General features: G+C 50.5%; 17 protein-coding genes, 1 tRNA gene and 1 pseudogene. 11 read left to right on the top strand and 8 right to left on the bottom strand.

The features are described from left to right. Positions 1-10: 10 nt before the first annotated feature. Entirely contained in the window at positions 11-4,861 is a 4,851-nt protein-coding gene (locus P4D80_RS14640) for a CHAT domain-containing protein (RefSeq protein ID WP_421654739.1), read from the top strand. 7 nt (positions 4,862-4,868) lie between these two features. Here the strand turns inward: P4D80_RS14640 and cpdA are convergent, their stop codons facing one another. Then, positions 4,869-5,666, bottom strand: a complete 798-nt coding sequence (gene cpdA, locus P4D80_RS14635; RefSeq protein WP_421654738.1) for a 3',5'-cyclic-AMP phosphodiesterase — start codon at positions 5,664-5,666, stop codon at positions 4,869-4,871. A 565-nt stretch (positions 5,667-6,231) separates the two neighbouring features. On the opposite strand from cpdA, the gene P4D80_RS14630 reads away from it, so the two are divergent. Beyond that, positions 6,232-6,302: transfer RNA gene (locus P4D80_RS14630), tRNA-Cys, on the top strand. Positions 6,303-6,780: 478 nt separating this feature from the next. On the opposite strand, the gene P4D80_RS14625 is transcribed toward P4D80_RS14630, so the two are convergent. After that, positions 6,781-8,316 (bottom strand): hypothetical protein, encoded by a 1,536-nt coding sequence (locus P4D80_RS14625; protein WP_421654737.1) that lies wholly within the window; start codon positions 8,314-8,316, stop codon positions 6,781-6,783. A 93-nt stretch (positions 8,317-8,409) separates the two neighbouring features. On the opposite strand from P4D80_RS14625, the gene P4D80_RS14620 reads away from it, so the two are divergent. After that, positions 8,410-8,931, top strand: a complete 522-nt coding sequence (locus P4D80_RS14620) for a prolyl hydroxylase family protein (RefSeq protein ID WP_421654736.1) — start codon at positions 8,410-8,412, stop codon at positions 8,929-8,931. A gap of 207 nt (positions 8,932-9,138) precedes the next feature. Here P4D80_RS14620 and P4D80_RS14615 read toward each other — a convergent pair whose 3' ends face one another. Continuing rightward, positions 9,139-9,975: a carbonic anhydrase gene (locus P4D80_RS14615; protein ID WP_421654735.1), complete on the bottom strand. Its 837-nt coding sequence runs from the start codon at positions 9,973-9,975 to the stop codon at positions 9,139-9,141. 313 nt (positions 9,976-10,288) lie between these two features. On the opposite strand from P4D80_RS14615, the gene ppk1 reads away from it, so the two are divergent. Both ppk1 and P4D80_RS14605 read left to right on the top strand, forming a co-directional pair. Beyond that, positions 10,289-12,439, top strand: coding sequence for a polyphosphate kinase 1 (gene ppk1 / locus P4D80_RS14610; protein WP_421654734.1), 2,151 nt, complete (start codon positions 10,289-10,291; stop codon positions 12,437-12,439). 163 nt (positions 12,440-12,602) lie between these two features. Then, on the top strand, positions 12,603-13,130 hold the full coding sequence (locus tag P4D80_RS14605; RefSeq protein WP_421654733.1) for a peptidoglycan-binding domain-containing protein: 528 nt from the start codon (positions 12,603-12,605) through the stop codon (positions 13,128-13,130). Position 13,131: 1 nt separating this feature from the next. Here the strand turns inward: P4D80_RS14605 and P4D80_RS14600 are convergent, their stop codons facing one another. Beyond that, positions 13,132-13,839: a hypothetical protein gene (locus P4D80_RS14600; protein ID WP_421654732.1), complete on the bottom strand. Its 708-nt coding sequence runs from the start codon at positions 13,837-13,839 to the stop codon at positions 13,132-13,134. Positions 13,840-14,101: 262 nt separating this feature from the next. Between P4D80_RS14600 and P4D80_RS14595 the strand changes: the two are divergent. Further along, a pseudogene (locus P4D80_RS14595) lies at positions 14,102-14,471 on the top strand (transposase); the annotation flags it as partial. A gap of 595 nt (positions 14,472-15,066) precedes the next feature. Here P4D80_RS14595 and P4D80_RS14590 read toward each other — a convergent pair. The 4 genes from P4D80_RS14590 to P4D80_RS14575 all read right to left on the bottom strand — a co-directional run bounded on the left by P4D80_RS14590 (position 15,067) and on the right by P4D80_RS14575 (position 21,626). Further along, positions 15,067-16,293, bottom strand: coding sequence for a lysophospholipid acyltransferase family protein (locus P4D80_RS14590; protein WP_421654731.1), 1,227 nt, complete (start codon positions 16,291-16,293; stop codon positions 15,067-15,069). Positions 16,294-16,947: 654 nt separating this feature from the next. After that, a complete protein-coding gene (locus tag P4D80_RS14585; RefSeq protein WP_421654730.1) occupies positions 16,948-18,090 on the bottom strand; it encodes a CO2 hydration protein in 1,143 nt (380 codons plus the stop codon). Between the two features lie 148 nt (positions 18,091-18,238). Continuing rightward, the gene (locus tag P4D80_RS14580; protein ID WP_421654728.1) at positions 18,239-19,765 is read right to left on the bottom strand and encodes an NADH-quinone oxidoreductase subunit M; all 1,527 of its coding nucleotides are present in this window, start codon (positions 19,763-19,765) and stop codon (positions 18,239-18,241) included. 25 nt (positions 19,766-19,790) lie between these two features. Further along, positions 19,791-21,626 carry an NAD(P)H-quinone oxidoreductase subunit F gene (locus tag P4D80_RS14575; RefSeq protein WP_421654727.1) on the bottom strand — a complete coding sequence of 612 codons (1,836 nt, stop codon included), beginning with the start codon at positions 21,624-21,626 and terminating at the stop codon, positions 19,791-19,793. A gap of 665 nt (positions 21,627-22,291) precedes the next feature. Between P4D80_RS14575 and P4D80_RS14570 the strand changes: the two genes are divergently transcribed. The 5 genes from P4D80_RS14570 (at position 22,292) to P4D80_RS14550 (ending at position 26,325) form a co-directional block, all read left to right on the top strand. Beyond that, entirely contained in the window at positions 22,292-22,600 is a 309-nt protein-coding gene (locus P4D80_RS14570) for a carbon dioxide-concentrating mechanism protein CcmK (protein ID WP_421654726.1), read from the top strand. 96 nt (positions 22,601-22,696) lie between these two features. Next, entirely contained in the window at positions 22,697-23,038 is a 342-nt protein-coding gene (locus P4D80_RS14565) for a carbon dioxide-concentrating mechanism protein CcmK (protein ID WP_223050155.1), read from the top strand. 9 nt (positions 23,039-23,047) lie between these two features. Then, on the top strand, positions 23,048-23,347 hold the full coding sequence (locus P4D80_RS14560) for a EutN/CcmL family microcompartment protein (protein WP_421654725.1): 300 nt from the start codon (positions 23,048-23,050) through the stop codon (positions 23,345-23,347). Between the two features lie 138 nt (positions 23,348-23,485). Then, positions 23,486-25,525 (top strand): ribulose bisphosphate carboxylase small subunit, encoded by a 2,040-nt coding sequence (locus tag P4D80_RS14555; RefSeq protein ID WP_421654724.1) that lies wholly within the window; start codon positions 23,486-23,488, stop codon positions 25,523-25,525. Positions 25,526-25,680: 155 nt separating this feature from the next. After that, positions 25,681-26,325, top strand: coding sequence for a hypothetical protein (locus P4D80_RS14550; protein WP_421654723.1), 645 nt, complete (start codon positions 25,681-25,683; stop codon positions 26,323-26,325). The last annotated feature ends 373 nt before the right edge of the window (positions 26,326-26,698 follow it).

The following is a 26,698-nucleotide window of genomic DNA, read 5'->3' as shown; positions in this document are numbered from 1 at the left end:
GGAGTCCGCTATGTCACCATTGGTTTCGATGTCGCCGTTGGTTTCGATTGTTATCACCAACCACAACCGGGAGCGCTTTCTGTCCGCGGCCATTGAAAGCGTTTTGACCCAGACCTACCCCCACTTCGAGCTATTAATCTGGGACGACGGTTCAACCGACCAATCGCTTGAAATTGCTCATTACCATGCCAGGCGAGATCAGCGGATTCGAGTGGTTGCAGCTTCCCACCAGGGCAGGGTTCGTGCCCTCAAGCAGGCGTTTGCGGCAACCACGGGAAATTATCTCTGTTGTGTAGACAGCGATGACCTGCTGGCACCCACTGCCCTGGCTGATACCGTTGCCATCCTCGCAGCTCAGCCTGAAATTGGCTGGGTTTACACCGACTACCTGGATATTCAGGAAAATGGGCAGATCCTGGGATACGGAAGTCGGTGCGGAATCCCCTATTCCCGCGATCGCCTCCTGGTCGATTTCATGACCTTCCAGTTTCGGCTGATGCGCCGCAGGGTGTTTGAGCAGGCAGGGGGCATTGATGCATCAATGGAGTATGCGGAGGATTACGACCTCTGTTTGCGACTATCAGAAGTGGCGCGGGTTGAGCGACTCCGGAAACCGCTTTACTACTACCGTCACCATGCCCAGACCATTTCTCAACAGAATCGGCTTAGTCAAATTCTGGCTTCCCAACGGGCGATCGCCCATGCCCTGAAGCGACGAGGTATGGCTGATCGTTATGCGATCGAGGTCAGCCTTCCCGAAGGACAATTTTCTCTACGTCGTAAAATCCATCCTGTCCAGTCCGCTAAACTGATTCCGTTGCTGGCGAGTTTTCCACTGGCAGGGGTAATGGGGATGGGGATTGCCCAGGCCCAATCCATTGTTCCAGCAGGGGACGGTACGAATACTATCGTGGTTCCGAGTGGCGATCGCCTCGATATCAGTGGCGGTCAGCTATCCGGTGACGGAGCCAATCTATTTCACAGCTTCCAGCGGTTTGGTCTCAACCAGGGACAAATTGTCAACTTCCTCTCCAACTCTCAGATTCAAAATATTCTGGGTCGCGTTGTGGGAGGGGATGCTTCCGTCATCAACGGGTTGATTCAGGTGACAGGTGGATCCAGCAACCTTTACCTGATGAACCCTGCTGGCATTGTTTTTGGTCCAAACGCCAGTCTGAACGTCCCCGCCTCTTTTACAGCCACCACCGCCAGCGGCATTGGCTTCAACAATGGCTGGTTCAATGCCTTTGGTGCAACCGATTACGCTGCTTTAACCGGCAACCCCAACCGTTTCGCCTCTGCCACAAACCAACCCGGCAGTCTGATTAATGCGGGCAACCTTACCGTAGGAGTGGGGCAAAACCTGACCCTGATAGGCGGTACCCTTCTAAACATTGGGCAACTAACCGCACCCGAAGGGCAGATTATTCTGACAGCGGTGCCGGGAGAAAATTTGGTGCGCCTGAACCAATCCGGCAGTGTATTGAGTCTGGAGTTTTCACCCCTTTCTCCCCCAACCGCTCCTCCCCCTTTACCCTTTACCCCACCCTCTTTACCCCAACTCCTGACGGGTGGCAGTTTGGGTAACGCAACCGGGCTGACGGTAAACTCCAACGGAACTATCCAGTTGCAGGGTTCTCAGTTGCAGATTCCGACGGCTCCAGGCATCGCGATCGCCTCCGGCAGATTGGACACCTCCGGCCAAACGGGAGGACAGGTCAGCATTCTGGGTTCACAGGTAGGTGTCGTTGGGGCCACCATCAATGCCTCCGGTATGACCAGTGGCGGCACCATCCTGATCGGAGGCGATTACCAGGGCCGGGGAACCGTTCCCAATGCGACCCAAACGTTTGTAGATCCAAACTCAGTCATCAATGCCAACAGCCTGGTTCGTGGCAACGGTGGTCGGGTGATTGTCTGGGCAGACAACGCGACGCAGTTCTGGGGAACCATCAATGCCCAGGGCGGTGCTCAGGGCGGCGATGGTGGATTTGTAGAAGTGTCCGGCAAAGAATTTCTCGCCTTTCAGGGAAATGTCAACGTCCTGGCTGCAAACGGTAATGCAGGCACCCTCCTGCTTGACCCCTCCACCCTGACCATTATTGATGCTCCAACTGGAGGCGATTTAGATGGCTCCCTGCCGAACATCCTGTTTGCCACGCCGGATGTGGGGGCGAACACCGTTTCCTGGGGGGCGATCGCGGCAGCGGGTGCAAACGTCTTCCTGCAAGCCACCGGAGACATCACCATTAACCCAATTGTGGGAACTACTCCCGGTGTCACCACCCCCGGTGTCGCCAGCTTAAACCTGGGACCCACTGGCAGCTTCACCCTCACCTCCAGTGCTGGAGCGGTCAGATTTGTGAATGCCACAGACACCATTCGAACCGACCGGGGCTCCGTCAGCATTTCGGGCACCAGCCTTTTTCTGGGCAACATTGACACTCGCCGCTTCTCTGATTTTGCGCCCGGAAATGGCGGCAATGTTAACCTGACAGCTTCCAGCGGAACCCTGGCGGTCGGCAATATCAACACATCCGCCGGTGGATTCGGTTCCTTCGGCAACGGCGGCAACATTACCTTAAACGCCAGTGGCACTATTACCGCCGGTGAATTGATTGGCAATGGCTATAGTAGCTTTGGGCCACTTGCAACAGCGGGGGCAATTACCGTCACCAGCGCCACTGGAGCCATCACTGTTGGCAATATTGCCGCAACGGGTGTGCCTTTTGATCGAGCATCCGGGAACACCGTAACCCTGACAACCACCAGCAATGGAGGAGCTATCAGCTTTGGCAGTATTGATACGCGGGGTAATGGATTTGGCTATGGCCCACCTACCGACGGAGGCAACGTAACGATTACGGCCAGAGGGCAGGTGCGGGGAACGGGGCAAATCGCTGCGACCTCCAACACGATCGCAACTAATAGTCTCAATGACGGAACAAACGGCACCGTCACGATTCAGCATGATGGTGGACCCGATAATGTTCCCTTTAATGTTGGGGATGCTTCAGTCACTATTATTAGCGGCAATGGGCTATTTGGAGCCATTGATACGGGTGCTGAAACAGTTACAGCACAGTCGTTTCCGTTTTCCCCCAGTCCATTTGTTTCTCCGGGGGGAACTATCCAGATTACCTTCCTCAATACTGGACCAACCCTGACGGTCAACTCCCCCTTAGTGGGTGCTCAACAGGATAAACCGTTTAACTTTACCTCTGCGGCGCTAAATCCCGTGCGCTTTGACGCCAACGATGACAACCCAACTTCCATCTTTGTGACTGCCATCGCAGTCGGTTCTGTTTTACGCATTAACGGCAGTGTGGCCACCCCAGGGGATGTTCTGCCTCCAAGTGCTAATCTGGAATTTGTTCCTCCAGCCGGGTTCCAGGGAACGTTGAACAGTGCTTTTGTTCTCAGTGCAACCGATGGCATTGAAACAGTGAACCAGGCGATCGCGATTCAAGTGGACCCCAAAGTGCCTCCACCACCGAATATTGACAGTCCCTGTATCCTGACCAAATGTGCCAATCCCAATAATCAGCCACCCAACTGGGTGCAAACTCCCACCGTCACGCTGGATGTCACTCCCACCCCTGAGGAGGATTTTACCCGTGAGTATGAGGGGTACCTGGGATTGGCACCGGTTCGTATTCGTTCCCTGGATGAATTGAAGGACATTGCCCAGCAAATAGAAAAAGAAACGGGAGCCAAACCCGCCTTTGTTTATGTCAGCTTCATTCCAGCTGAAATTCCACCCAGGATTACCGTTCAAACCAAATCTCGGGAACCCCAGGGCAACGGACAGAAGCGGCCCACCGATGAGTTAGAGGTGGTTGCCGTGACAAGCAGAGGCAATCCGATTCGCAAACGCATCCCGCAAGCAACGCGGGAAAAGGTAATGGCCGTTGCTCAGCAGTTCCGTTCCGAGGTGGCTGATCCTAGAAAAACGCGCAGCAAAACTTATTTGCAACCCGCTCAACAATTTTACCAGTGGATCATCGCTCCCCTTCAAGCCGATCTGGAAGCGCGGGGTATCGATAATCTGGTGTTTATGATGGAATCGGGTTTGCGATCGCTCCCTGTTGCCGCCCTCCATGATGGGCAGCGCTTCCTGATTGAAAAATACAGTATGGGCACCATGCCCAGCCTCAGCCTCACCGATACCCGCTACCAGGACATCAAAGACTCCCAAATCCTTGGCCTGGGAATTTCTGAAAGTACCCAGGGACAGCCCCCCTTACCCGCGGTACCCGTTGAAATGACGGAGGTAAGTCAATTTTGGGCCGGTCGATTGGTGTTCAACACCAACGCAACGCTGAACAACCTGATTGCCCTGAGACAACAACAGCCTTTCGGTATCATTCACCTGGCGACCCATGCCGATTTTCAACCGGGTACAGTGAGCAATTCCTACATTCAATTCTGGGACGATAAGCTGCGGCTTAATCAGGTGCGCGACCTGGGCTGGAACAATCCCCAGGTAGAACTACTGGTACTGAGTGCCTGCGCCACCGCATTGGGCGATCGCGAAGCCGAACTGGGATTTGGTGGTCTCGCCGTCCAGACTGGAGTCAAAACCGCTGTTGCCAGTCTCTGGTATGTCAGTGATGCCGCTACAGCGGCCCTCATGACCGGATTCTATCGGGATTTGCGCACCGCCCGCATCAAAGCTGAAGCCCTGCAGAAAGCCCAACTGGCAATGGCGAGAGGTCAGGTTTATGTTGAAAATAACCGTCTGCAGGGTGTCGGAATTAGAGATGGCATCCTCTTACCAGAAGGCGTGACTGTTCGCGATCGCCAGCTTTCCCACCCCTTCTACTGGTCAGCCTTTACTATGATTGGTAGCCCGTGGTAGCGAACAACTAGTACCCCTTCGCTGCCAGGTCCAACTGATGCGAGTAACTTGTCCGTTTAACCACGGTCCACCAGCTTCCATCCGGGTAGAGATGGAGCAACCTGAACCCTGGGCGCTCGTCCCCCAATGCAAAATCCTCACTACCTGGCTCAAACTGAATGCAAGTAGATGGCGTTCCCAGATACTGCACCTGTCGCCGCTGCTGGCTATATTCCTGGTGAATATGACCAAACAACACCACCTTCACCTGGGAGTGGCGATCAAGGACTGCAAACAAATCCTCTGGATTCTGGAGAGTGCTCCCATCCAGCCAATCGGAACCCACCATGAACGGCGGATGGTGAAGCCCTACCAGGGTTGGACGGTCCCTAGACATTTTTAACTGTTGATCAAGCCAGTTTAAAGTTTCGCGTGTCAGATACCCATGTACACAGCCCAACACCTGGGAGTTAAGCAACAGAAAATGCCATCCCCCGACCTCAAATGATTTTTCCTGAGAAATCATCCCATCATCTAGAACCTGTTCCATTGCGGGCAAAAAATCATGATTACCCGGCAACCAGTAGGTTGGAATATTGAGCGGGGTCAGCCATCTTTGCAACTTTTGGTAAGACTCCGGCGTACCATCCTGAGATAGATCTCCAGTGAGTAGGATTAAATCAGGTTTACATTTCAATAAGTTGACCTGACTCAAAACCGCTTGAAAGGATTCCATCGTTGGCAAACCTAACAATCGCTGGCTTCCATCAGCAAACAGGTGAACATCTGTAATCTGAACAACACGCAGTGGAGAAAGCGAAGTCATAACGGCTGCCTGAAGAAATTCAAACGAAATCTCTGATAAGTTTTGAGATTGGAGTGGGATAGCCACTAGTAGTCTGCCAAGCAGATTTTGAAGGGTTTACAACCCTTCAAAACCTCCTAAGTTGGTTTTTCCGGGTTTAGATAACTAGGCAAAGTTCCTTTGGTGAACCACTAGCACCTGGCTATCATTAGAGGCAAGATGAAACTTCCACCAGACTCATGTGCTTGCCCTATCTTCTTCCAGGTGTCAGCAGGTTTTAACCAGTACGTATCAAATAGAATTTTTTCATTCACAGATTAAAATCTGTATAGTCACGTTTATCTCTATAAATAATTACACTACCCTTCCAAAGGCTTTCAGTGTGCGATCATTTACAACTAAGCGAGTGATCTCTGTCACACTCATTCGAGGATTGCCAGCAAGTATCCGGTCAAAAGTGAAAAAACTTTAACTCCACCCTCCAGAAATCTGAGCTTGTCTTCTGGTCCTCTTAGAGCGATATAGACTCTCTAGCGACTAAGAAGCAAAATTTGATATATGCTAAATCTTGAGCATTTTGCTCAGGGGCGGCATAGCCAAGTGGTAAGGCAGAGGTCTGCAAAACCTTCATCCCCAGTTCGAATCTGGGTGCCGCCTTAGAAAGATTTGGCTTCAGTTTCAGCTGTGACTGGGTGTACGTTTTCAGAAAACATGGCGCGGCTTTCAAATTCGTGGCGCATAGCTCAATTTGGTAGTCCTGTTTAGGAAAGGATAGAGGTTAAGACAGGGAGAGGGAGATGGTGAAAGGATGGGCGTTTTACACACTTCCCCCCTCTCACCATCCTTTTCTCTAGGACACTACCCATATTCCCTCGTTACTTCAAAGGCCGCATTATACTCAGACCAATTGCGGATGCGGTACTAGGCTTGGAGCTTGATTTGGACATATCGATGGCTGCTCACACTACGCTTCGATTCGACGACTCTCAATTCTTCCTCAGCGTTGCTGAAAAGCAGTATGAATCGAAACGAAGTTTCGAGCATACAGACCTATTGCATACCCAAATTCAGCAACGCCCAATTCTTCCTCCTATGCATGCAACAAAGCTATTAGCAGCTAACAACTACTCCTTACTTAAGGGAGCCAGCGGGGGCGGATGCCAGAGAAAGGAAGGGGTTCGGGCATGGGGTTGGTTGTGGGAGCCTCGGGATTGATTGGCAGGAGCCAGAGGCGGCTGTTGGCGATCGCTTTGCCGGAGCTGTCTTGCAGCGGTTCTTTGGTGGTTGCACTGGCTGTGGTTGTGTGAGTGGTCTGGTCAAACAAAATGGCCAGCCCATCGGGTGATAGGCTGATCTGAACGTCACGCTGATCGGGGAGCAAAATCAGGGGAGAAAGTTTGCTGGTCTTGAGGTCAATAGCGGCCAGGTAAGGTTCTTCCCGGTAAAGATCATTATCGGTTTTTAGTTCGGTGAGTAAACAATAGAGAATCTGGTTGGTGGGGTCAAATTGGGTGTTGAGGATTGAGCCGGTAGTCCGCAGCAGTTCTTTTTGAGTGCCCTGGTTGCTGACAAGAAAGAGCGATCGCGTCCGGTCGGTGTTGAACTTAATCATCGTAGCCAGAGAACCATCTCTGGAAAAACCTAGCACAGTACCGAATTTGGGTAGAAAATCCAGGGGCTTGGCATCGGGTTCTAAGGGTAAAATAGCTAGTCCCTGTCCCTGGGCGATCGCAAGGGAACTGCTGTCAGGTGTGATGAGAAAGTCACCACCTGGTTCACCCTTTAGTGGTGTGGGGGGGGTTCCCTGCCGCACAATCCAGGGACCAAAATCGGCAGGATCGTTGCGGTTCACCCGCTGCACCACAATTACTTGACCGTCAGCAGACAGATCAAATTTGAGGTTCTGGTGGGTGCTGCTATCCAACACCAGTTCAACTTTGCCGGCAGGTTCCGGTTTTGGTAGAACCACTGGTACTTCTGATGCCTGGGGGGTAATTTGTTCTGGGGGGTGGATCTGAATTCCTGTAGTTACGGTAAAAAGCTGCTGTTCTAGTAAACCCTGGGGTTGGGCGGTACGTTGGGTAGCGGCAAAGAGAATGCGATCGCCCAGGGGATAGGGTTTGAACTCCATCACCACCAGGTCTTTGGGAGTCAGCGCCAGTTTCTCCTGGCGGGTGAAATTGTAAAGTATCAAGCGTCCTTCTTCTTCCCCTTCAACCCCAATGTAGGCGAAGGCGCGATCGCGAGTACGAAAATGGCCCACAAAGGGTTGAATACTGGCCCCTTTGCCTTGACTAAACCGATCCTTTGCACCTTCAAGTCGGACCTCAAATTCTGTACCATAGGGCGCAGGCATCGACAATGTATAGGCCATCCGTCGCCCCGCCCAACTGCTCTTGCCAGGAAGCGGTGGGTTAATTTTCAAATTAGACTCCACGCTAGCGGAATCCATAGGGCGGCTAAAGTTGAGAATAAATGCCGTATCTTCTGCCCCAATGTGCCGGTCTTGCCAGCTAAAGCTGCGGACGTGAGCCGACGCTCGCTCTCCACCCCAAAGCAACACTCCAATTACAACACTCAGGGTTACCATGAGAGCTATGGCAACACGATCAAGAGCTAGTGGAAACGGAGTGCGTGGAGTCTTGGGGAATTGGCGCGTATTTTTGGGCATTCTCAATAGGACGTACTAGGTGCTGTTGTGGGATACGAATTCAAAGATCTTGGATCGGAAATTCTTCTTGTAGAGGGTTTGCTGGAGCCCTCAATGTGTGAGCATATCATTCAGATTGCAGAGTGTTGCCAGTTTAAACCATCCAGCATCCTGGTCAACGTTGTGGACACTGACGTCCGCAGCAGTGGGATTTTACCATTGGGAGATAAGGAAGGGGCGCTTCAGGGCTCAACCAACCAGTTGCTGTTGAAAAAAATTCAGGTCATTCAGGAGATGCTGTTTAAACGTTACGGCATTAAATTTCCCCATGCCGAAATGTGTTCCATCCTGCGTTACCTGCCGGGACAAAACTATAAGCGACACGTTGACAATTTGCTATTAGCAAGCCGTTTTGTTGAGGTTGCCAATGGAATTCCTACACGGGACATCAGTATTGTTGGCTATTTAAATGACAACTTTGAAGGGGGTGAAACCTTTTTCGATCGCCAAAACCTGAAAGTTAAACCCCAACGAGGTGCCGTGCTGGTTTTCCCATCCTATTACACCCATCCGCATCAATCCTTACCCGTCATCCGTGGCAAAAAGTACTCATTTACCAGTTGGCTATTTCATTAAGAGTTTGTCGCTGTTTGCTTGAAAGGCTTTAATTACAGGTTGGGTTGAGGTACAAAACCGACTGAGGAAAGATTCGGAGTTGAAGGATCGTAGGACGAAGCATAGTATATGGCGGTCCTAAATAATTCGTGAAATGAAAAGGTTTTGTGAAAAGGGATTCTACAGGAATCCCTTTTCACAATCCCGATAGGATCGCTATATGAAAGTTCATCTTCTTGAAACCGTACCTCGATAGATGCGTTCTGCCTGTTCTGGAGATAACCACGGCAATGCATCTTGTTCTCCAGGTTCTGGGGTCCGGTTGCCATGGTCTACAATAGCAACCTCCTCAACTTGTAATGGAGGAACTTCACAGGCGACGGGGGGAGCCATTGTACTGATGAGCCTGGTGGGGATAGAGCTATCTTTGGAGTACTCTGTAATCTGGCTCTGAGGCGGCATGTAGGAGTGAGTTTCAGGGTCGTAGGCCAGTACTTCGCCCGTTTCAATGTGATAGATCCAGGCGTAAATTCTGAGTTTACCTTGATAGAGTTTGGAGTGAATGACTGGGTACGTTTTCAGGTTTTCAATCTGGGTCAGCACGTTTTCGGCGATCGCAATCTCTAGCAATTCCTCGCCCGAATAACTAGCATAGTTTTCCTTCACCAGACGTCGTGTCGCTTCTGCATGTTTCAGCCAGTCGTAGACCAGGGGCATTTCCTCCTGAAGTTTATTCAATTGCAATAGCCCTTTCATCGCGCCGCAGTGGGAATGCCCACAAACCACAATTTGATCAATCCCCAGAGCGTGAATCGCATATTCCACCGATGCCCCTTCACCGCCGTTGGCAGCTCCGTAGGGGGGAATAATATTTCCGGCGTTGCGAATTACAAACAATTCACCCAGATCCGTTTGTGTAATTAAATTAGGTACAATTCGCGAATCTGAGCAGGTAATAAACAGCACTCTAGGTTTCTGCCCATGGGAAAGCTGTTCTAACAAATCCCGATGAGTTGCTACGTAACTAGCCTTGAACTCGCGCAGTCCCTTAATCAGTTTTTTCATCAAAGACCCCCTTCATGGTGGGAGCGATCGCAACTTCTGAATCATCGTCTCCCAGAAGCTTACCCCACCGTTAACTTACTCCAAAAAGTTCAGGAAACTCAAATTATCTTTGTTGATGAAAACAATCAGTTTTGCTCAACTACACAGCCTTTGATGTATACCTCCAAAAGAAGAATTAGGAGCCAGATTTAAGTGGGAAAAAAGTATAAGGTGTGAGGAGCAAAAAATCCTAAGAAGTGTGCTGTTCTCTAGCGCACTTTACGACTTCTCGCTAAGTTTGGGAGTATCTTTAACACTCACCATCGCTAAATCTATGCCAAGAGCAAAAGAAGCCGCATCCGAAATTGACCTGAACAATCCTCAGTACTATTTCAACCGAGAGTTGAGCTGGTTAGAATTCAACCGTCGTGTTCTACATGAAGCGTTGGATCCCCGCACCCCACTTTTGGAGCGGGTCAAATTCGCTGCCATCTTTGCTTCAAACCTGGATGAGTTTTTCATGGTGCGGGTTGCTGTTCTAAAGGAACAGGTAATTGCCGAAGTCAACGAGCGAACCCCGGATGGCCGCACTGCTCAACAGCAACTGGATGAGATTAGCCAGTTGCTGCATCCGATGGTGGCTCAAGTTCAGCAATGCCTTGAACAAGAATTAATTCCCCAACTGGCCGAGGAAGGTGTTTACCTGCTCCACTACACCGACCTGGATAAAGATCAGCGTCTTTACCTGCAACGCTTTTTTGAAGAGCGAGTCTTTCCTGTGTTGACGCCGCTGGCCGTAGATCCCGCCCATCCCTTTCCTGTTATGTCAAACCTGAGCTTGAACCTGGCGGTGGTTGTGAAAGATCCGAGCAACGGGCAGGAATCTTTTGCCAGGGTGAAAGTACCTGTTGGGGTGCTGCCTCGATTTATTCAGTTTCCTTCAGAATTGCACCTGCACAGGGGAAAACCCTGCATTTGGGCAGGCGTTCCACTGGAAGAGGTGATTGCGCACAATCTAGAAGCGCTGTTTCCTGGCATGACCATTCAAGAACATCATGTTTTTCGGGTCACACGGGATGCTGATCTGGAACTACGCGAAGACGAAGCTGAAGACCTGTTGCTGGCAATTCAGCAAGAGCTACGCAAGCGACGTTTTGGTGGTTCTGTGGTACGCTTACAGATTCCAGAATCCATTTCTGACTTTGTGCGGCAGACCTTAATGAAAGGAATGCACCTGACAGAGAAGGATGTTTATATGATGAACGGGACAATGGGATTAAGGGACCTCTTTTCTTTGCTGGGAGTGCCTCTGCCCCATCTTAAAGATCCTCCCTTCACTCCAGTCATTCCTCCCCGTTTGCGGAAGTTACCTGCCTTTGCGGAAAGTGAATTAGAGGTTGAGGAGGGAAGCAATATTTTCAGTATCATCCGGGAGGGGGATTTGCTGGTGCATCATCCCTACGAATCGTTTACGGCATCGGTGGAGCATTTTGTCACCTACGCGGCCAATGACCCGGATGTACTGGCTATTAAGATGACGCTTTACCGCACTTCAGGCGACTCTCCCATCATTAAGGCGCTCATTGCCGCCGCAGAAAATGGGAAACAGGTGGCAGCTTTAGTGGAACTGAAAGCCCGCTTCGATGAGGAAAGCAACATTACCTGGGCGAGAGAGCTTGAAAATGCGGGTGTGCATGTGGTCTATGGTGTTATCGGGCTTAAGACTCACACCAAGATTGTGTTGGTTGTGCGCCAGGAAAATGAGCGGATTCACCGCTATGTCCACATTGGGACAGGCAATTACAATCCAAAAACCGCTAAGGTTTATACAGATCTGGGCTTACTAAGCTGTCGGGAAGCGTTGGGGGCAGACCTGACCGATTTATTTAATTTCTTGACGGGTTTTTCTAAACAAAAGTCTTATCGCAAGCTGTTGGTGGCTCCAGTGACGTTGCGCGATCGCATCATTGCCCTCATCCGCCGCGAAGCCGAACACAGCAAAAATGGCAAACCAGGGCACATCATCGCCAAGATGAATGCCCTGGTTGATCCCCAAATCATTCGCACCCTCTACGAAGCTTCCCAGGCAGGTGTACAAATTGATTTGATTATTCGCGGCATCTGCTGTCTGCGTCCTGGCATTGCAGGCGTCAGTGAAAACATTCGCGTTATCAGTATCGTCGGTCGATATCTAGAGCATTCCCGGATCTTCTGGTTTCAGAATAACAGAAAGCCAGAAGTCTTTATTGGCAGTGCTGATTGGATGCCCCGCAACCTGGATCGCCGGGTTGAAGCCGTCACCCCCATTGAAGATCCAGAAATTGCCACAAAACTTAAGACATGCCTGGATATTTTTCTGGCTGATAACCGTCAGGCATGGGATCTGCAATCAGATGGTTCCTACATCCAGCGCCATCCCACCGAAGATTCTCCAGAGCGGAGCGCTCAAACAATTTTAATGGAAATGGCACAACAAACCGCTTAGCTGGAAAATAGAAAGTGGGGGGTGAGAAAGTTTTGAATTCTGATGCAGGCTATGAGTGTTTCTCCTGCCTTCTGGCTTCTGCCTCCAGCCTTCTGGTTCCTGATCCCCTAATTACATAAGTGCTGCTACACATAGTTCATTGCGGCTAGACGGGATGATGTCAATGGATACTCAACCTGAAATGGTGCCTGGTATGAGCCCTGCTGCATTGGCAGGCCCAACAATCTATCCATGGGATACAGGACCTGCTGTAGCTGAGCTTCAGGAACTGCTGAATGCCCACGGCTTTAAGCTGAGAATTGATGGTGACTTTGGCTATATCACCGAAGCAGCAGTTAAAGAATTTCAGCGGCAGCAGGGGTTAAGAATTGACGGTATTGTTGGCCCCAAAACTCGTGCGGCACTCAAAATTTCGATCCAGCCTGGAAGCCGTATCCTTCGCTTAGGACACAAAGGCTCTGATGTTTGTGAACTCCAGGGATTACTGCGAGTCTGCGGTTATAACGTCCAGCGAAACGGAATTTTTGACAAAGAAACCAAAAAAGCAGTTATTGCTTTTCAACAAAAACACAAACTGAAAGCCAATGGAATTGTTGATTCGATTACATGGCGTATGTTGCGTGGTAAGCCATTACCACCCGCCCCCCCCAGTAATAAACGGTGGTTTTTAGATGTCCGCAAGTGGTGGTAACTCAATCATCTCTAAAGGCAGGGTCATTTTGAAGCCGCGCTTTAGAAGGGGAGTAACCCGAATTAGGTGAAATACTTATGGGACTTGAGGGCGCTGATCTGGGGGGAGTCACCGCTACTGGGGGTTGGGAATTTTGAGTCGTTCCTGCAGCTGGGGTTCCACTCTGGGGAGAAGCCGGAACTGGGAGAGGAGGTGTTGTACTAGGAACAAGCAATTGAGGAGCTGAAGGATCTGCTGGAAGAACTTCGGTGCCTGGAAGAGACTCTACAGGAGCAGGCGGTTGGGGAATTGGGGGACTGGGAGGTTTGCGATACCCCAACAGTGCAACAGAGAAGTTGTTGAAGTAGGTCGTCCAGGATTGAATTTTAGGATTTTTTTTCCAGTTGATACGGGAAACGGTTGAAAACAGGAGGGGCACTTCCTGACCGTTACGCTCTCCCAAAACGGTGACGGAAACTTCTGTCACTTTTGGCTCTTTGGCAAAGGTTTGTCTTACCAACCTTTCAGCGACGGCTTCTGCTCGCTCCATCAGTTCTGTAAAGGTTTGATCTTTGGCTGGACGGAGGGTGGAGCGAATTTGCTTAGTTTCTGCTAAAGCAGACGGGCTGAAAATGTTAAAGATGATGAGGCTAGCGAGGAGAACTGATGGAATTTGGAGGCGATCGCCCAACCACCTCCAAAAGATTTTTTTTCCCTGGGCATTATGCATTGAAACTGAACGATTTTGAAACGACCTCAACTTCTCCATCCTAAGGGGAATGGTTTGACTACCCGTGTTTTCCAGAAAACATAGCTGACAGTAGAAACGCTTTATGGAACGCCCCTACTATCAGGGCTTATACGCTATCGATTACTTGCACTAGGCTTTGTCGATTACATCTTTTGTCGTATCTTTGATATCTTCTACTACCCTTGATAAAATGCCGGCAAAAGCACTGTAAACCGCTGAAAACCTTGCATCCCCCTCTCCGATGTCGCGTCGTTCTCCCCCCAGACACCTTGCATTTGAGAACTTCTACCTGCCGTTTGGTGGCAAACTGTCTGGGGAAAACCGCTGGGTCAAGCTAGCGGCGTAGATGCCGTGGGAGCCATTTGAAACGGAGTATGCAGGGCAACTAAGTGAGAGCATAGGTGCCCCCGCCAAATCATTTCGGATGGCCTTAGGAGCGTTGATCATCAAAGAACGTCTCGGTACCAGTGATGCAGAAACGGTCGAACAGATTCGCGAAAATCCGTACTTACAGTACTTTCTAGGCTTGTCGGAATACCGTGATAGGGCACCGTTTGACAGTGCGATGCTAGTGCATTGTCGCAAACGGTTGACGTTAGAGTTGGTGGAGCGAATCAATGAAGCCATCGTCCTAGACACTGATGAGTCGTGCCAAGCTCAAGCTTAGATTGATGCAGATGAGCGTGAGCAGGAGGAGGATGACGATGCAGATCCTCCTCCCAATCAAGGACGATTAATCATCGATGCAAGTTGTGCGCCTGCGGACATTTGACCTGCCCGCTCAGATTGAGCGGTTTCAGCAACGCTTTGGACACTATCCCAAGTCCGTTCATGCTGACCAAATCTATCGCTCTCGGCCCAATCGGACCTACTGTCGCGAGTGGGGCATTCGACTCAGTGGTATAGCGATAGTCATTATGGTTAGGATGGGGTGCAGGGGTGGAACCCCTGGCTGGGGGCGAAGTCCCTACTCCCTCTTTAATTCCAATGTCCTAACGCGCCCGCGTAGAGTTATAACATCTTCAAACCGTGGCGTTACCTCATCAAAATCAGTCAGAATCTGACCATCGTATAATCCTCTAACATATTTTCTTTCCATCAATCAGGTAGACCTCAAGAGTTAATGATGAGCGGCGCTGGCCACTATCATTTCAAACTGAAAAATCATTATGATTTGAGCACTACCAACAATTCATAAACCCATGCTTAGCTCAATTGGTTGAGATTGGTTTGAACAGTTTGTTGAATGTTTGCTACCAGTTGGTTGATGATGTGATTGCGATTTTGCTGGTATTCCTCAAAAAAGTCTTTCAGGTTAAGAGGTTCACCGATTTTTACTCTGGCCTGACGATGCCCTTTGGGAGAGGGTTGATCAATGGCAAATACTTCTCGCTCCAGTCGGGTCAGAGTGTCCAAAAAACGTTCTGGAGTTGGGTTTTCTGCAACGTAGCCGTCGTGGATCGCATCAAAGTTAAGCAGGCGAAACATAGCTTTTTGAACCGTGGCTGGGGTCCAGCTATTCTCTGACTGCGGTTCCTGATTATCCCGAATGTTGGTTTCCTGAAGTTCGTCACTGGTTTGTAGAACATACTGGATGCGGTAAACCCGCTCTCGAATCGGCTCGCCGGGAGTTGACTTTATCGACAGGTATTGCTCGCATTCCTGTAAAACGTGGGATTTCAGAATGGCGATTCGATCATTCCAGGGCTGGTGCGTCGTTTGTGAAGTATGAAGCCCGTATTCTTTTTCAAGATTGACCAGAACCTGTTTAGCGATCGCCCGCAACCGCTCATAATGGTTGCCAGTCCCCGGTAAACCGAGCTGGGTTTCTAACTGATGCAGGCTTGCCTGAATGGCGGGGGTCATATCCTGGGTATAGCGGTATTTGATACTCACTGGCACCACATAAAAATTAGGAATGTCTTCGCCCCGCCTGGAAAATCGGCTGAGTACCTGAAACGCCAGTTGGACTCCGCCGACTCTGAAGGGCATCACCGTATCGTTTTGGAAGGAACAACCCCCCTCCGGGAAAATCACCAGACAACAATCGGATTGGGTCATTAAATCCAGGGTGTAGGCGATACTGGGGCGATCGGCTATACCGCGCCGGATGGAATAAACGCCCACACTCTGCAAAAAACGCCCCAGCAGCCCTTTAAACGTCTCATAGGCGGCCAGGTAGTAAAAAGTCTGGCGTAATTTTGCAGACAGCAGAAAAATCACGATGGGATCCTGGAAGGTCGGATGATTCGGCAGAAGCAGCCGCCGATGCCCCTTCAAAGCTCTTAACTGCTCCAGATCTTCCAGTTCGACCTGGAGGTCAATCTTATATCGCCACTGGGTAGCAAACAGAGAGAGCGTTTGGGCAAACCAGACCAGGAACGGGTTTAGCCGGATGGGATAGAAGCCAGGGGTTTCAGTAGTCGCGGACATCAGAATATTGACTTAAGCGTGGGGCGTATATATTTTGATCTTTCCTGGTTTTTACTGTCGCTGCCTAAAGTTTTGAAAAGCAATTTTAAAGAGCGATGTGAAAAATCGAACAAAGGATTGCTGAGTTAAACGTCTCCGAAGAAATGAAGCCCTATGCCCAGGCAGCTGTCCAGTGGGCCAAGGCATATTTGAGATTCATCTAAGCTGGACTTATGCCATTGTCCACTAGTAGTCTGCCAAGCAGATTTTGAAGGGTTTCAAACCCTTCAAAATCTCCTAAGGAGCATGGATTAAATAACATCTGATTTTTCCACATCCTCAACCTCTCCCCCGTCCCCTCTCCGGCTCGGAAAGAGGTGCCGAAGGCGGGGTGAGGTTCCAGAGATTATTTAGTTTTCGCTCCTAAATTGGTTTTTCCGGGTTTAGATAACCAGGCAAAGTTCCTTTGGTGAACTACTAGATTTTTCGGAAGACAGTCTGCAAGAGGTAGAGCGAATTCTGGAGCGACTGAGCGATCGCTGCCCCACAGGATCTCAGACAAAACAACTCCAAAATCATTACGATTTGCGCACTACCCGGGGGTGGAGGGGATGAAACCCCCACTCCCCCCTTTCCAATTAAGGATGGCTACCTTCTTACTTATAAGAAACTGAACTAAACTTCACAGACCTGAACAGTAAGCAGTCGCGACTCCAGCAGGCGATCCATCCAGTTCTCCAGGTAGGCACGGTTCTTTTTCTGCTGTTCTAGATCTGGAGTGTCTACCGGAAACGGCATCAATCCCAGAATAGCGGCTGTAGTTACGCAGAACATCGACTTTTGAAAGCTGATGCAGATTTTAACGCGCAGATCCGTTTCACCCCTGGGTGTGCGTTGATAAAACCGATGCAGGTAGTCAGGAATAAAGTGAGTCATGTCCTGCATCAATAGGGTGGGGGGAATGCCTGCACCGCCAACCGGCAGCGGATCTGCGTAGAGTGCGCCGTAGGAGAATCGTTCTTGCTCTGGGGGAATTTGCCGGGCCTGGGCATTGTAAGAAATTGTGCCCATGAAGGGGAAAGATCGGAAGAAAACAGCTTCTACATAAGGTACCGCTGCATCCATCAGAAACGTTAACCCAGCGGATTTGGGCACCAGTTCGTATTCCTGCCCGCGAATGTTAACCGCATAGGTAATGGGTTTATCGGCAGCGCTCACCAGCCCCTGAAGCACATGGTTGACAACATCGGGAATGGATTTGACCTCTCCCCGATCGTAGCGATCGGACAGGGTCAGAAACATGGGGCTCATAACTCGCCAGAACTGCCCCAACGTACTGTAATAGGCCATTTGCCGCACCTGCTCGAGCAGAAAGTCAGGAAAGGCTTTTGAGACTCCTTGCAGCAGGGGGTTACCGCGCAACTTTGCCTGAATGGCTTGCTGGGCCCGATCGCAAAACTCCTGCGAATCCAGATAGGCATCCAGCTTGCCGCCTCCATGCCAGAGCATCGCTTTCATACAATATTCGGCAAATTCATAATTGATGCGATCATGCCACCAGTGACGCAACAACTTTCCAATCGAAAATTCGCCATTAAAGTATTTGAAAAAAGGAAACAGTACCAAAAATTGATGCTCAGAAATGTAGATCAAATTGCGCCAGTAGGCATCCAGGACAACGCCATAGCTTTTGAGAATTCCCACAACCTCCATCACGTTCTCCGGAGAGTCTGGTAGCAGCGCGCCGCCATTCTCCAAGCGGTAGATGATGTCTGCCAGAGGGTGAGTAGATGGGAGTTTATTGCTAGTGCTGACCATAGGAGGGATTAGGTGTCAGGAGTAGGAGGTGGAGGGTAGGAGGTGGAGGGTAGGAGATGGGGAGTGGGGGGTAGGGGGTAGGATGCGGTCCTTAAGTCCTTAGTCCTCGGTACTCAAACCGCTTCCACTCCATCACCATACCTATCCTCTATCCCTTGTCTTTTTGAGCCAAACTGTGGTTCACTGCACCAATGGTGGGATAGGAGATGAGCATGGCAGTGGTGGTGGTTTCAGTCCATTGCACGAGCCAACTGGGCTGTAATCCCAAAAATACAATCATTGTGGCAAGAAGAAAACCAGGAATGCGCTCTGACCACTGGACTGGGGGCAGATTTGAAAACTGAACGGGTAAGCGACCAAAAAAGCTGCGGTTGACCAGTAGCAAGAAGTAAACCGAGGTTAAGCCAGTGCCCACCATGCAGAGAAGTGTTTGTACTGGAAACACTGAAAAACTGCCACGAAAGATGATGAATTCTGAAATAAAACCCATCATGCCAGGAATTCCAGCACTGGCCATGACACCCACGATCATCAAGCTGCCAATGATGGGTAAGCCCCTTTCTGGGGTCAGCAGCCCATGCAGGATGTTGATATCGCGGGTGCCGGTTTTTTTATAAACGACGCCAACCAGCAGAAACAGGAGGGCAGAGATCAGCCCGTGGCTGATCATTTGAAAAACAGTGCCGAGAGTGCTGAGGGGGGTTGCCGCCGCCGCCCCCAGCAGAATGTAGCCCATGTGGGCAATGGAGCTGTAGGCAACCATTTTTTTCATATCGCTCTGGGCGATCGCCGTAAATGCCCCGTATAGCACACTGACAACTGCCCAAGTTGCCAGCCAGGGTGACAGCACTGACCAGGCTTCTGGGAACAAACCCAGCCCAAACCGTAGCAACCCATAAGTACCCAGCTTCAGCAAAACTCCCGCCAGGAGGACTGAGATGGGAGTTGAAGCCTCAACGTGGGCATCGGGCAACCAGGTATGGAGAGGAAACAGAGGAATCTTAATACCAAAGCCAATCAGCAAAGTGCCCAACAGAATAAACTGGGTTGCTAGAGGTAGAAATTGGCTGCGGCTGGGGTCATATTCAAAAGAGGACGTTCCGCTTAACCAGATTAGCCCCAGAAATGCAGCCAGAATTAGAACCCCCGAAATGGCGGTATAAATCAAAAACTTAGTGGCGGCATAACCCCGTTGGGCACCACCCCAAATGGCAATTAAAAAATAAAGCGGAATCAGCTCAATTTCGTAGAAGAGGAAGAAAAGGAGTAAATCCTGGGCTAGAAAAGCGCCTGCGACTCCCCCATTCAGCAACAAGATAAGCATGTAATAGAGGCGAGGACGCTGGAGCGATTCGTCGGTGCTATAAATGGCAATCCAGGTCAGGAGGGCATTGATCACAAGGAGGGGTAATGACAGACCATCCAAACCCAGCCGGTAGGTCAGACCAAGGGCACCGATCCAGGGCAGGTTCTCCACAAACTGCAGATGGGCAATGCTGGTGTCAAACTTAAACCCTAAGAGGATTGACCAGAAGACTGCCAGCGTCACGGACAGAAGCGCGATCGCACGGGAATAATCGGGCACCTCTGCACCTGTTTGCGAAGGACTGACACGGGGCAACAGTCCGATCAAGATGGCCCCCAACAAGGGGATGACAATCAGGGCACTGAGCATAGGGCAAGGAATTTAGGTGAAGAAATTACCAGGCAAAGTAAGTGAGGAGAGCGCCCAGAATGCTGACGCCGATCAGAATCGTCAGCAGGTAAAACTGGGACTGACCAGAGACGCTGTATTTCAGGCTCTCTCCACTGAAGATGGAGGCAAGGCCAACAAAATTTACTACCCCATCGAGAACGTAGCGATCAAACCAGGCGTTAAAGCGCGAAACTCGGTCAACCAGCCAGACCACCGTTACCTTATAAAGCTGATCGATATAGAAATCGTAGGCCAGTAAATCCTGGGCAAACTTAAGGGGAATTTGAATCGGTCTGGCCCAGGTTCGGTTCAGGTTGATCGTTGCGCCTAAACCAAAACCAACCGCTCCCGATAGCATGAGTAGCAGCACAACGGACCAGTTGAGGTATGTCCAGTCGGGCAGCAAGTAAAGGCGCTGGAGGATCGCAGGAACCAGTAGTGTGGTCACCGTCAGATACACCATTGGTACAGCCATTGTCCAGGGAACCTCCGGAGCACGACGAGTCTTGGGCTGAGGTGGCCCCAGGAAAACCAGGCGAAAGACGCGAGTTAAATTAAAAGCTGACAGGGCATTGACGATTAACAGCACAACCACTAACCAGGGCTGTCCATACCAGTAGGTATCGACTCCCTCATACAGGGCCCAGAACCCACCCAGGGGCAATAACCCAACCAGCCCAGCCGCTCCTACTACAAAAGCCGTTGAGGTAGCAGGCATACGCGACCATAGCCCCCCCATTTCAGTGATGTCTTGACTACTGGTGGTGAGAATGACCGAGCCAATGCTCATAAATAAAAGGGCTTTGGCGATCGCGTGGGTAAACAGAACAAACAGCGCCACATCCGTCCACTGAGTGCCCACGGCAATGAAGACCAGACCCAGGTAGGCACTGGTGGAGTGGGAAAGCGTCCGTTTGATATCAATTTGAGCGATCGCCACCAAGGAAGCCCCAATAGCAGTCATGGTCCCCAACACAATGAGGGCGATCGAGGCCACAGGCGATAACACCAAAATTGGCTGGAGCTTGATCAACACATAGGCTCCACAGGCCACCACCACTGAATTTCGCAGGATGGACGCTGGATTAGGCCCCTCCATCGCCTCATCTAACCAGAGATGGAGGGGAAACTGAGCACACTTTCCAATCGGTCCGGCAATCAGTGCCAGACCCAGTAACGTTGATACAGTCGGCGACAATTCTGCCGTTTCAGCCCATTCATACAGATCTGGGAAATTGAGCGTACCCGATAGGGTTGCCAGAGCCACCACTCCCATAAGCAGCAATACGTCCCCCACCCGTTTTGTCAAAAAAGCATCACGGGCCGCTGTAACAACTAACGGCTGGGCATACCAGAAACCGACCAGCAGATAAGTCGATAGGGTCAGCATTTCCAGCAGGGCATAGCTCAGGAACAGCGATTCACTCAAGGCTAAACCGCTCATGGCCCCTTCAAAGAAACCCATCAGGGCAAAGAAGCGCGCCAGTGCCCAATCCTTCTCCATATAACCTAGAGCAAAAAGCTGGGCCAGCAGGCTCAAGGTTGTTATCAGTTCAACCGCACCCATGCCAATGGAAGAAACATCCAGCATAAGCGTCAGGTCTAAATCGTCGGCTGTAAACCAGTGGACGACCAGAGGTTGGGGGTCTTCTCCCAAAGTGATGCGGAATACCAGAAACCCATGCACCAGGGAAATGATAGTCATTAACAGATTAAAATAAGCAGCCGGTCGAGGCCCGGTGCGGCGAATAATTCCCACTGCCCAGGGCAGCGTCAGGATTGCACCAACAACTCCGTAACAGGGAATCCACCAACTGTTCTGGAGGAGAAACTGTTCCATCGAAATCGCCCTTAAAACTTTAATGATTATCGTGTTTTAAGCGTTATCTAGTTAGCTTAAAGCGCCTCCAATCTGAACTGAATCAGTTTCGGAGAACGCGCCTGTATTTCTGTATCGCAACTTAATGCTACTAAAAAAATCTTAACCCGGCTTTCAGCTTAACCCTCAAATTGCTCAAAAAATAGAATGTTGCCATTAGAAAAACATTCGTGGAGAAACACTAACTTTTATATATAACTGTAACTTATATTTTATCAAGAATTCAATTATACAGATTGAAAAAAGTCTATGATGATTGAGGCGCATATGCTGAGGGCGATCGCCAAGGACTAATTCCCACAAACTCAACCTGGAATCCTGTTCTGGCAAGAGTTTTATGTTTTGAGTCTGAATTTTAGATCGTCATTTAGTGCGCTTAAAACGGTAAAGGCACAGCAGAAATACCGCTTTCGCTTTGCCTGTTCCTGTTTTTGCTCACCTATAACTCTCAGTAATGACTCAAATTTATAACTATCATTGGTCTTTATATTGTCAAGAGTCATCGGCCACCCTATTCTTAGGTTAGGCACAGTAAAAACCCTCGATAAGGCTTGAAATAATGGCGTTTCCGTCTAATTTTTCATCCCTTGTTTTTACTATTAGTTTCACTTATCAGGAGACCAACAATGCCAATCGCAGTGGGAATGATTGAGACCAGAGGCTTTCCTGCCGTTGTGGAAGCGGCTGATGCCATGGTGAAGGCAGCTCGTGTAACCCTGGTGGGCTACGAAAAGATCGGCAGCGGTCGAGTTACCGTCATCGTGCGGGGAGACGTATCTGAAGTTCAAGCTTCTGTCGCGGCTGGAATTGAGTCTGCCAAGCGGGTGAATGGTGGTGAGGTACTTTCAACCCACATCATTGCCCGTCCTCACGAGAACCTGGAGTATGTACTGCCCATCCGCTACACCGAAGCAGTTGAGCAGTTCCGAACGTGACGGCAGTGACTGACAGCAAACAGCGGTTAGGGACTTCAAGTCATGTAATTCGACCAAGATTTGACCGATAACAGTTCATGGAAGGGAGTAACAAAAATGGCAATTGCAGTTGGAATGGTTGAGACGCTAGGGTTTCCAGCAGTTGTGGAAGCGGCTGACGCCATGGTAAAGGCAGCTCGCGTAACCCTGGTTGGTTATGAAAAGATTGGCAGCGGGCGCGTTACCGTAATTGTGCGTGGCGACGTTTCTGAAGTGCAGGCTTCTGTCGCCGCCGGGATTGAGAATGTGAAGCGCGTTAATGGTGGGCAGGTACTTTCCACCCACATCATTGCCCGCCCCCACGAAAACCTGGAATATGTTCTGCCGATTCGCTACACCGAGGCAGTAGAGCCCTTCCGTGAGAGTGTGAGTGGCATTCGTCCCCTGAACCGCTCGTAGTAGAAACTAATGCAGATTGCCAGAGTTCGTGGCACCGTCACCAGCACCCAAAAAGAACCGAGCCTGAGAGGGATTAAGTTTCTGGTGGTGCAGTTGATGGATGACGAAGGTCAGCCACTACCTGAGTATGAGGTGGCTGCTGACAGTGTAGGTGCAGGGGTTGGTGAATGGGTCTTGGTCAGCCGGGGTAGTGCAGCCCGGCAGGTTCCAGGCAGTGAGCAACGCCCGCTTGATGCTGCGGTGATTGCGATTATCGATACGGTGAGTGTGGATAATCGTTTGCTCTATAGCAAGAAAGATCAATATTGAGGGAGAGAATTCAGAAGCCGGAATTCAGAGACTGGAATCGCCATTTTGAACTTTTCATTCTGACTCCTGGCTCCTGATTTCTAGCTCCTTCTACCTGCTCACCGCTGCCTGCATTGCGTTTTTATTGGAGAGTATTTTATGGCGGTCCGTAGCAGTGCGGCTCCTCCTACTCCCTGGTCGAGAAATTTAGCCGAACCCCAAATTCATGAGTCGGCCTACGTCCATTCTTTCTCGAACTTGATTGGAGACGTTCGCATTGGTGCCAACGTTTTAATTGCGCCGGGAACGTCGATCCGTGCAGATGAAGGAGCCCCCTTTCGGATTGGTGATGGAACGAATGTTCAAGATGGCGTTGTTATTCATGGTCTGGAGAGAGGCCGTGTGATTGGGGATGATGGCAATTCCTACTCTGTGTGGATTGGGAATAGCACGTCTGTTACCCATATGGCTTTGATTCACGGTCCTGCCTACATTGGGAACAACTGCTTCATTGGTTTTCGGTCCACGGTGTTTAATGCACGAGTGGGAGATGGTTGCATCATTATGATGCACGTTCTGATTCAGGATGTGGAGATTCCACCAGGACGGTATGTTCCTTCTGGGTCGGTCATCACCAGCCAGGAACAGGCGGATCGATTGCCGAGTGTGAAGGAGTCAGATATTCAGTTTGCGACCCATGTGGTCGGTGTTAATCATGCGTTGCGATCGGGCTATCAGTGTGCGGAAAATGTTGCCTGCATCACTTCCGTTCGCAATGAACAAAGTCAATCCAGTACTTCCGGTTGGTCAGAAATGAATACCTATTCTTACAGCCAGGCGAACGGTAGTTTAGATGCCCATGTCATCAACCATGTGCGGCAATTGCTGGCGCAGGGCTACCGCATCGGTACCGAATATGCGGATGAGCGACGCTTTCAAACAAGTTCCTGGAAGAGTTGTGCTCCTATCCAATCTAACCGTGAGGCAGATGTGCTGGCAGATTTGCAAGCGTGTCTGTCTGAGCATAGTGGTCAATATGTGCGCCTGATTGGGATTGATCCGAAAGCGAAGAAGCGGGTGCTGGAGACTATTATTCAGCGTCCGGGTGGGAAGCCTGTGCAGTCGCCCGACAACGGTTCTGGCCACCGGGCTGCTTCACCCCAATCGAGTTATCGTCCGGCAGTGACTGCTGCTTCCAATGGGCAGGTTGCCCAGGGGCGGTTGCCGGGAGAGGCGGTGGATCTGGTGCGCCATCTTTTAGCTCAGGGTGCTCGAATTGGAACTGAACATGCAGATGCGCGCCGGTTTCAAACGTCTTCCTGGCATAGCTGTTCTCCGATTCAATCTACTCGAGAGGCAGAGGTGCTGTCTGCGCTGGAAGGCTGTATGGCTGAACATACAGGCGAGTATGTGCGCATGTTTGGGATTGACCCGAGGGCAAAGCGCCGACTAGGTGAAATGATTATTCAACGCCCAAATGGGAAGACGGTGGTGCAGCATAGGGGTGGAGCTACTCAGTCTTACACTGCTCCCAGCTCGTCGGTACCCGCTGGCTATGCGTCCACAAGTCGTTTGACTCCGGATGTAGTGCAACAGGTGAGTCAGTTGATCGCTCAAGGTTTGCAGATCGGGTTAGAGTATGCGGATGAGCGTCGATTCAGGACGAGTTCTTGGAATAGTGCGGCTCCTCTACAGGTGAGGCGGGAGTCGGAGGCGATCGCAGCCCTGGAATCCTTCTTGGCTGAACACAGCCGAGACTATGTGCGATTAGTTGGCATTGACCCTAAACCCAGGCGGCGGGTGGTTGAACTGATCATCCATCGGCCTAATGGCAAGCAGGTTGGCGGTGTTTCCAGGCAATCATTGACGGCGGCTCCTACTTCATCCAGCTCTTTCAACATCAGGGTTGCTGGTGGAGTCCAGGTTTGGGATAGCAAAATTGCAGACCAGGTGCGTCAATTGTTGGCCCAGAGTTACCGAGTTGGGGTTGAGTATGCCGATCAACGCCGGTATAAGACCAGTTCCTGGCAAACGGGAACGATCCAGGGAAGTCGAGAATCGGATCTCGTATCGTCTCTGCAAGCTTTCCTGAGTGAGCATCCCAATGACTATGTGCGATTGATTGGGATTGACCCTAAATCCAAGCGGCGGGTGGTGGAAACCATCATTCACAAGCCAGGGGAAGTGGTTGCTCGTTAGGAAAATCGGCTGACCTTTTGTAGTCGTAACGTTTGGTTACGAGAACGCAACTAGCTTAAAGAACGTTTGCAGGAGGTCTCGTTTTTAGATTGGGTTTCGAGTTTAGAGGGCTGAGGGAGTATTCTCAGGTCAATGCTCTAAGCTCTGATCCCGCAATGGTTGAAGAGGTTTTGCCGATGTCTTTGCCGCCGCTCCGGTTGCGACCAATCAGTACCTCCCACTATTACATCAGTGGGAATGTGACGATTCAGGATGGGGCTGCGATCGCCCCTGGAGTTCTGCTTCAGGCAGATCCGAATTGTTGCGTCATCATCAAAACTGGGGCCTGTATTGGTATTGGGTCCATTCTTCATGCCAGCAATGGCACCATCGAAGTGGGAGAGGGGGCCAATATTGGTGCAGAAGTGCTGCTGATCGGGAATGTGACGGTTGGGGCGAAAGCCTGTATTGGGTCTGCTACCACCATTCTCAATAGTTCGGTGGAGTGGGGGCAGATTATTCCCCCTGGTTCCCTGATTGGCGACACCAGCCGCTGCATCGACCCCAACGAACTGCAAGCAATCGATACCGTAACCTATCCTGCCCCGGAACCTCAGAAAAACAAGCAGACGACTCCTGCGACTTCCCCCAATGGGGAAATCGAGGCTGTTCAACCCGCTGAAAGCTCTGGCGTCAATGTTTACGGGCGGGTCTATGTCAATCAACTGCTGGTCAAAATGTTTCCCCATAGCCGAAGAGGTTCTGAATCGCCACCCAAATCGGAGAAACTGGCAACTTCTGACGACCCCTGGGAGGACTAACAAATGGCTCTCATTTAGTGATGGCAAATGTCCACACCCGACTATATCCGTGCCCATCGACATTCGATGCACCATCGTAAGGAATTGCTTGCAAGCCAGCAATGCGGTTGTTTTTATTGTTGCTTTATTTTCCCTCCATCCGAGATTTGTGAGTGGATTGACCACTGGGAGTCCATTGGACAGACAGCATTATGTCCCCAATGCGGCATTGATTCAGTAATTGGTTCCGAGTCTGGTTATCCAATTACAAAGGAGTTTTTGATGGAAATAAAAGCTTACTGGTTTTAAGGGGGCGGAAGAGTGGCGAAGCGGTACAAGGCTGGTGTGACAGTTAGGATAGTAGTAAGTAGCCACAATTAATTGTCAAGGGAGG

The sequence above is a fragment of the Leptothermofonsia sp. ETS-13 genome (assembly GCF_049200465.1).
GTDB lineage: Bacteria > Cyanobacteriota > Cyanobacteriia > Leptolyngbyales > Leptolyngbyaceae > Leptothermofonsia.
This window is presented reverse-complemented; position numbering and strand designations above follow the sequence as displayed.

Excerpts from the sequence above, each read along its gene's own strand:
- P4D80_RS14640 (WP_421654739.1), top strand. The coding sequence starts at position 11 with ATGTCACCATTGGTTTCGATGTCGCCGTTGGTTTCGATTGTTATCACC.
- cpdA (WP_421654738.1), bottom strand. The coding sequence starts at position 5,666 with ATGACTTCGCTTTCTCCACTGCGTGTTGTTCAGATTACAGATGTTCAC.
- P4D80_RS14625 (WP_421654737.1), bottom strand. The coding sequence starts at position 8,316 with ATGCCCAAAAATACGCGCCAATTCCCCAAGACTCCACGCACTCCGTTT.
- P4D80_RS14620 (WP_421654736.1), top strand. The coding sequence starts at position 8,410 with ATGTGTGAGCATATCATTCAGATTGCAGAGTGTTGCCAGTTTAAACCA.
- P4D80_RS14615 (WP_421654735.1), bottom strand. The coding sequence starts at position 9,975 with ATGAAAAAACTGATTAAGGGACTGCGCGAGTTCAAGGCTAGTTACGTA.
- ppk1 (WP_421654734.1), top strand. The coding sequence starts at position 10,289 with ATGCCAAGAGCAAAAGAAGCCGCATCCGAAATTGACCTGAACAATCCT.
- P4D80_RS14605 (WP_421654733.1), top strand. The coding sequence starts at position 12,603 with ATGGATACTCAACCTGAAATGGTGCCTGGTATGAGCCCTGCTGCATTG.
- P4D80_RS14600 (WP_421654732.1), bottom strand. The coding sequence starts at position 13,839 with ATGCATAATGCCCAGGGAAAAAAAATCTTTTGGAGGTGGTTGGGCGAT.
- P4D80_RS14590 (WP_421654731.1), bottom strand. The coding sequence starts at position 16,293 with ATGTCCGCGACTACTGAAACCCCTGGCTTCTATCCCATCCGGCTAAAC.
- P4D80_RS14585 (WP_421654730.1), bottom strand. The coding sequence starts at position 18,090 with ATGGTCAGCACTAGCAATAAACTCCCATCTACTCACCCTCTGGCAGAC.
- P4D80_RS14580 (WP_421654728.1), bottom strand. The coding sequence starts at position 19,765 with ATGCTCAGTGCCCTGATTGTCATCCCCTTGTTGGGGGCCATCTTGATC.
- P4D80_RS14575 (WP_421654727.1), bottom strand. The coding sequence starts at position 21,626 with ATGGAACAGTTTCTCCTCCAGAACAGTTGGTGGATTCCCTGTTACGGA.
- P4D80_RS14570 (WP_421654726.1), top strand. The coding sequence starts at position 22,292 with ATGCCAATCGCAGTGGGAATGATTGAGACCAGAGGCTTTCCTGCCGTT.
- P4D80_RS14565 (WP_223050155.1), top strand. The coding sequence starts at position 22,697 with ATGGCAATTGCAGTTGGAATGGTTGAGACGCTAGGGTTTCCAGCAGTT.
- P4D80_RS14560 (WP_421654725.1), top strand. The coding sequence starts at position 23,048 with ATGCAGATTGCCAGAGTTCGTGGCACCGTCACCAGCACCCAAAAAGAA.
- P4D80_RS14555 (WP_421654724.1), top strand. The coding sequence starts at position 23,486 with ATGGCGGTCCGTAGCAGTGCGGCTCCTCCTACTCCCTGGTCGAGAAAT.
- P4D80_RS14550 (WP_421654723.1), top strand. The coding sequence starts at position 25,681 with ATGGTTGAAGAGGTTTTGCCGATGTCTTTGCCGCCGCTCCGGTTGCGA.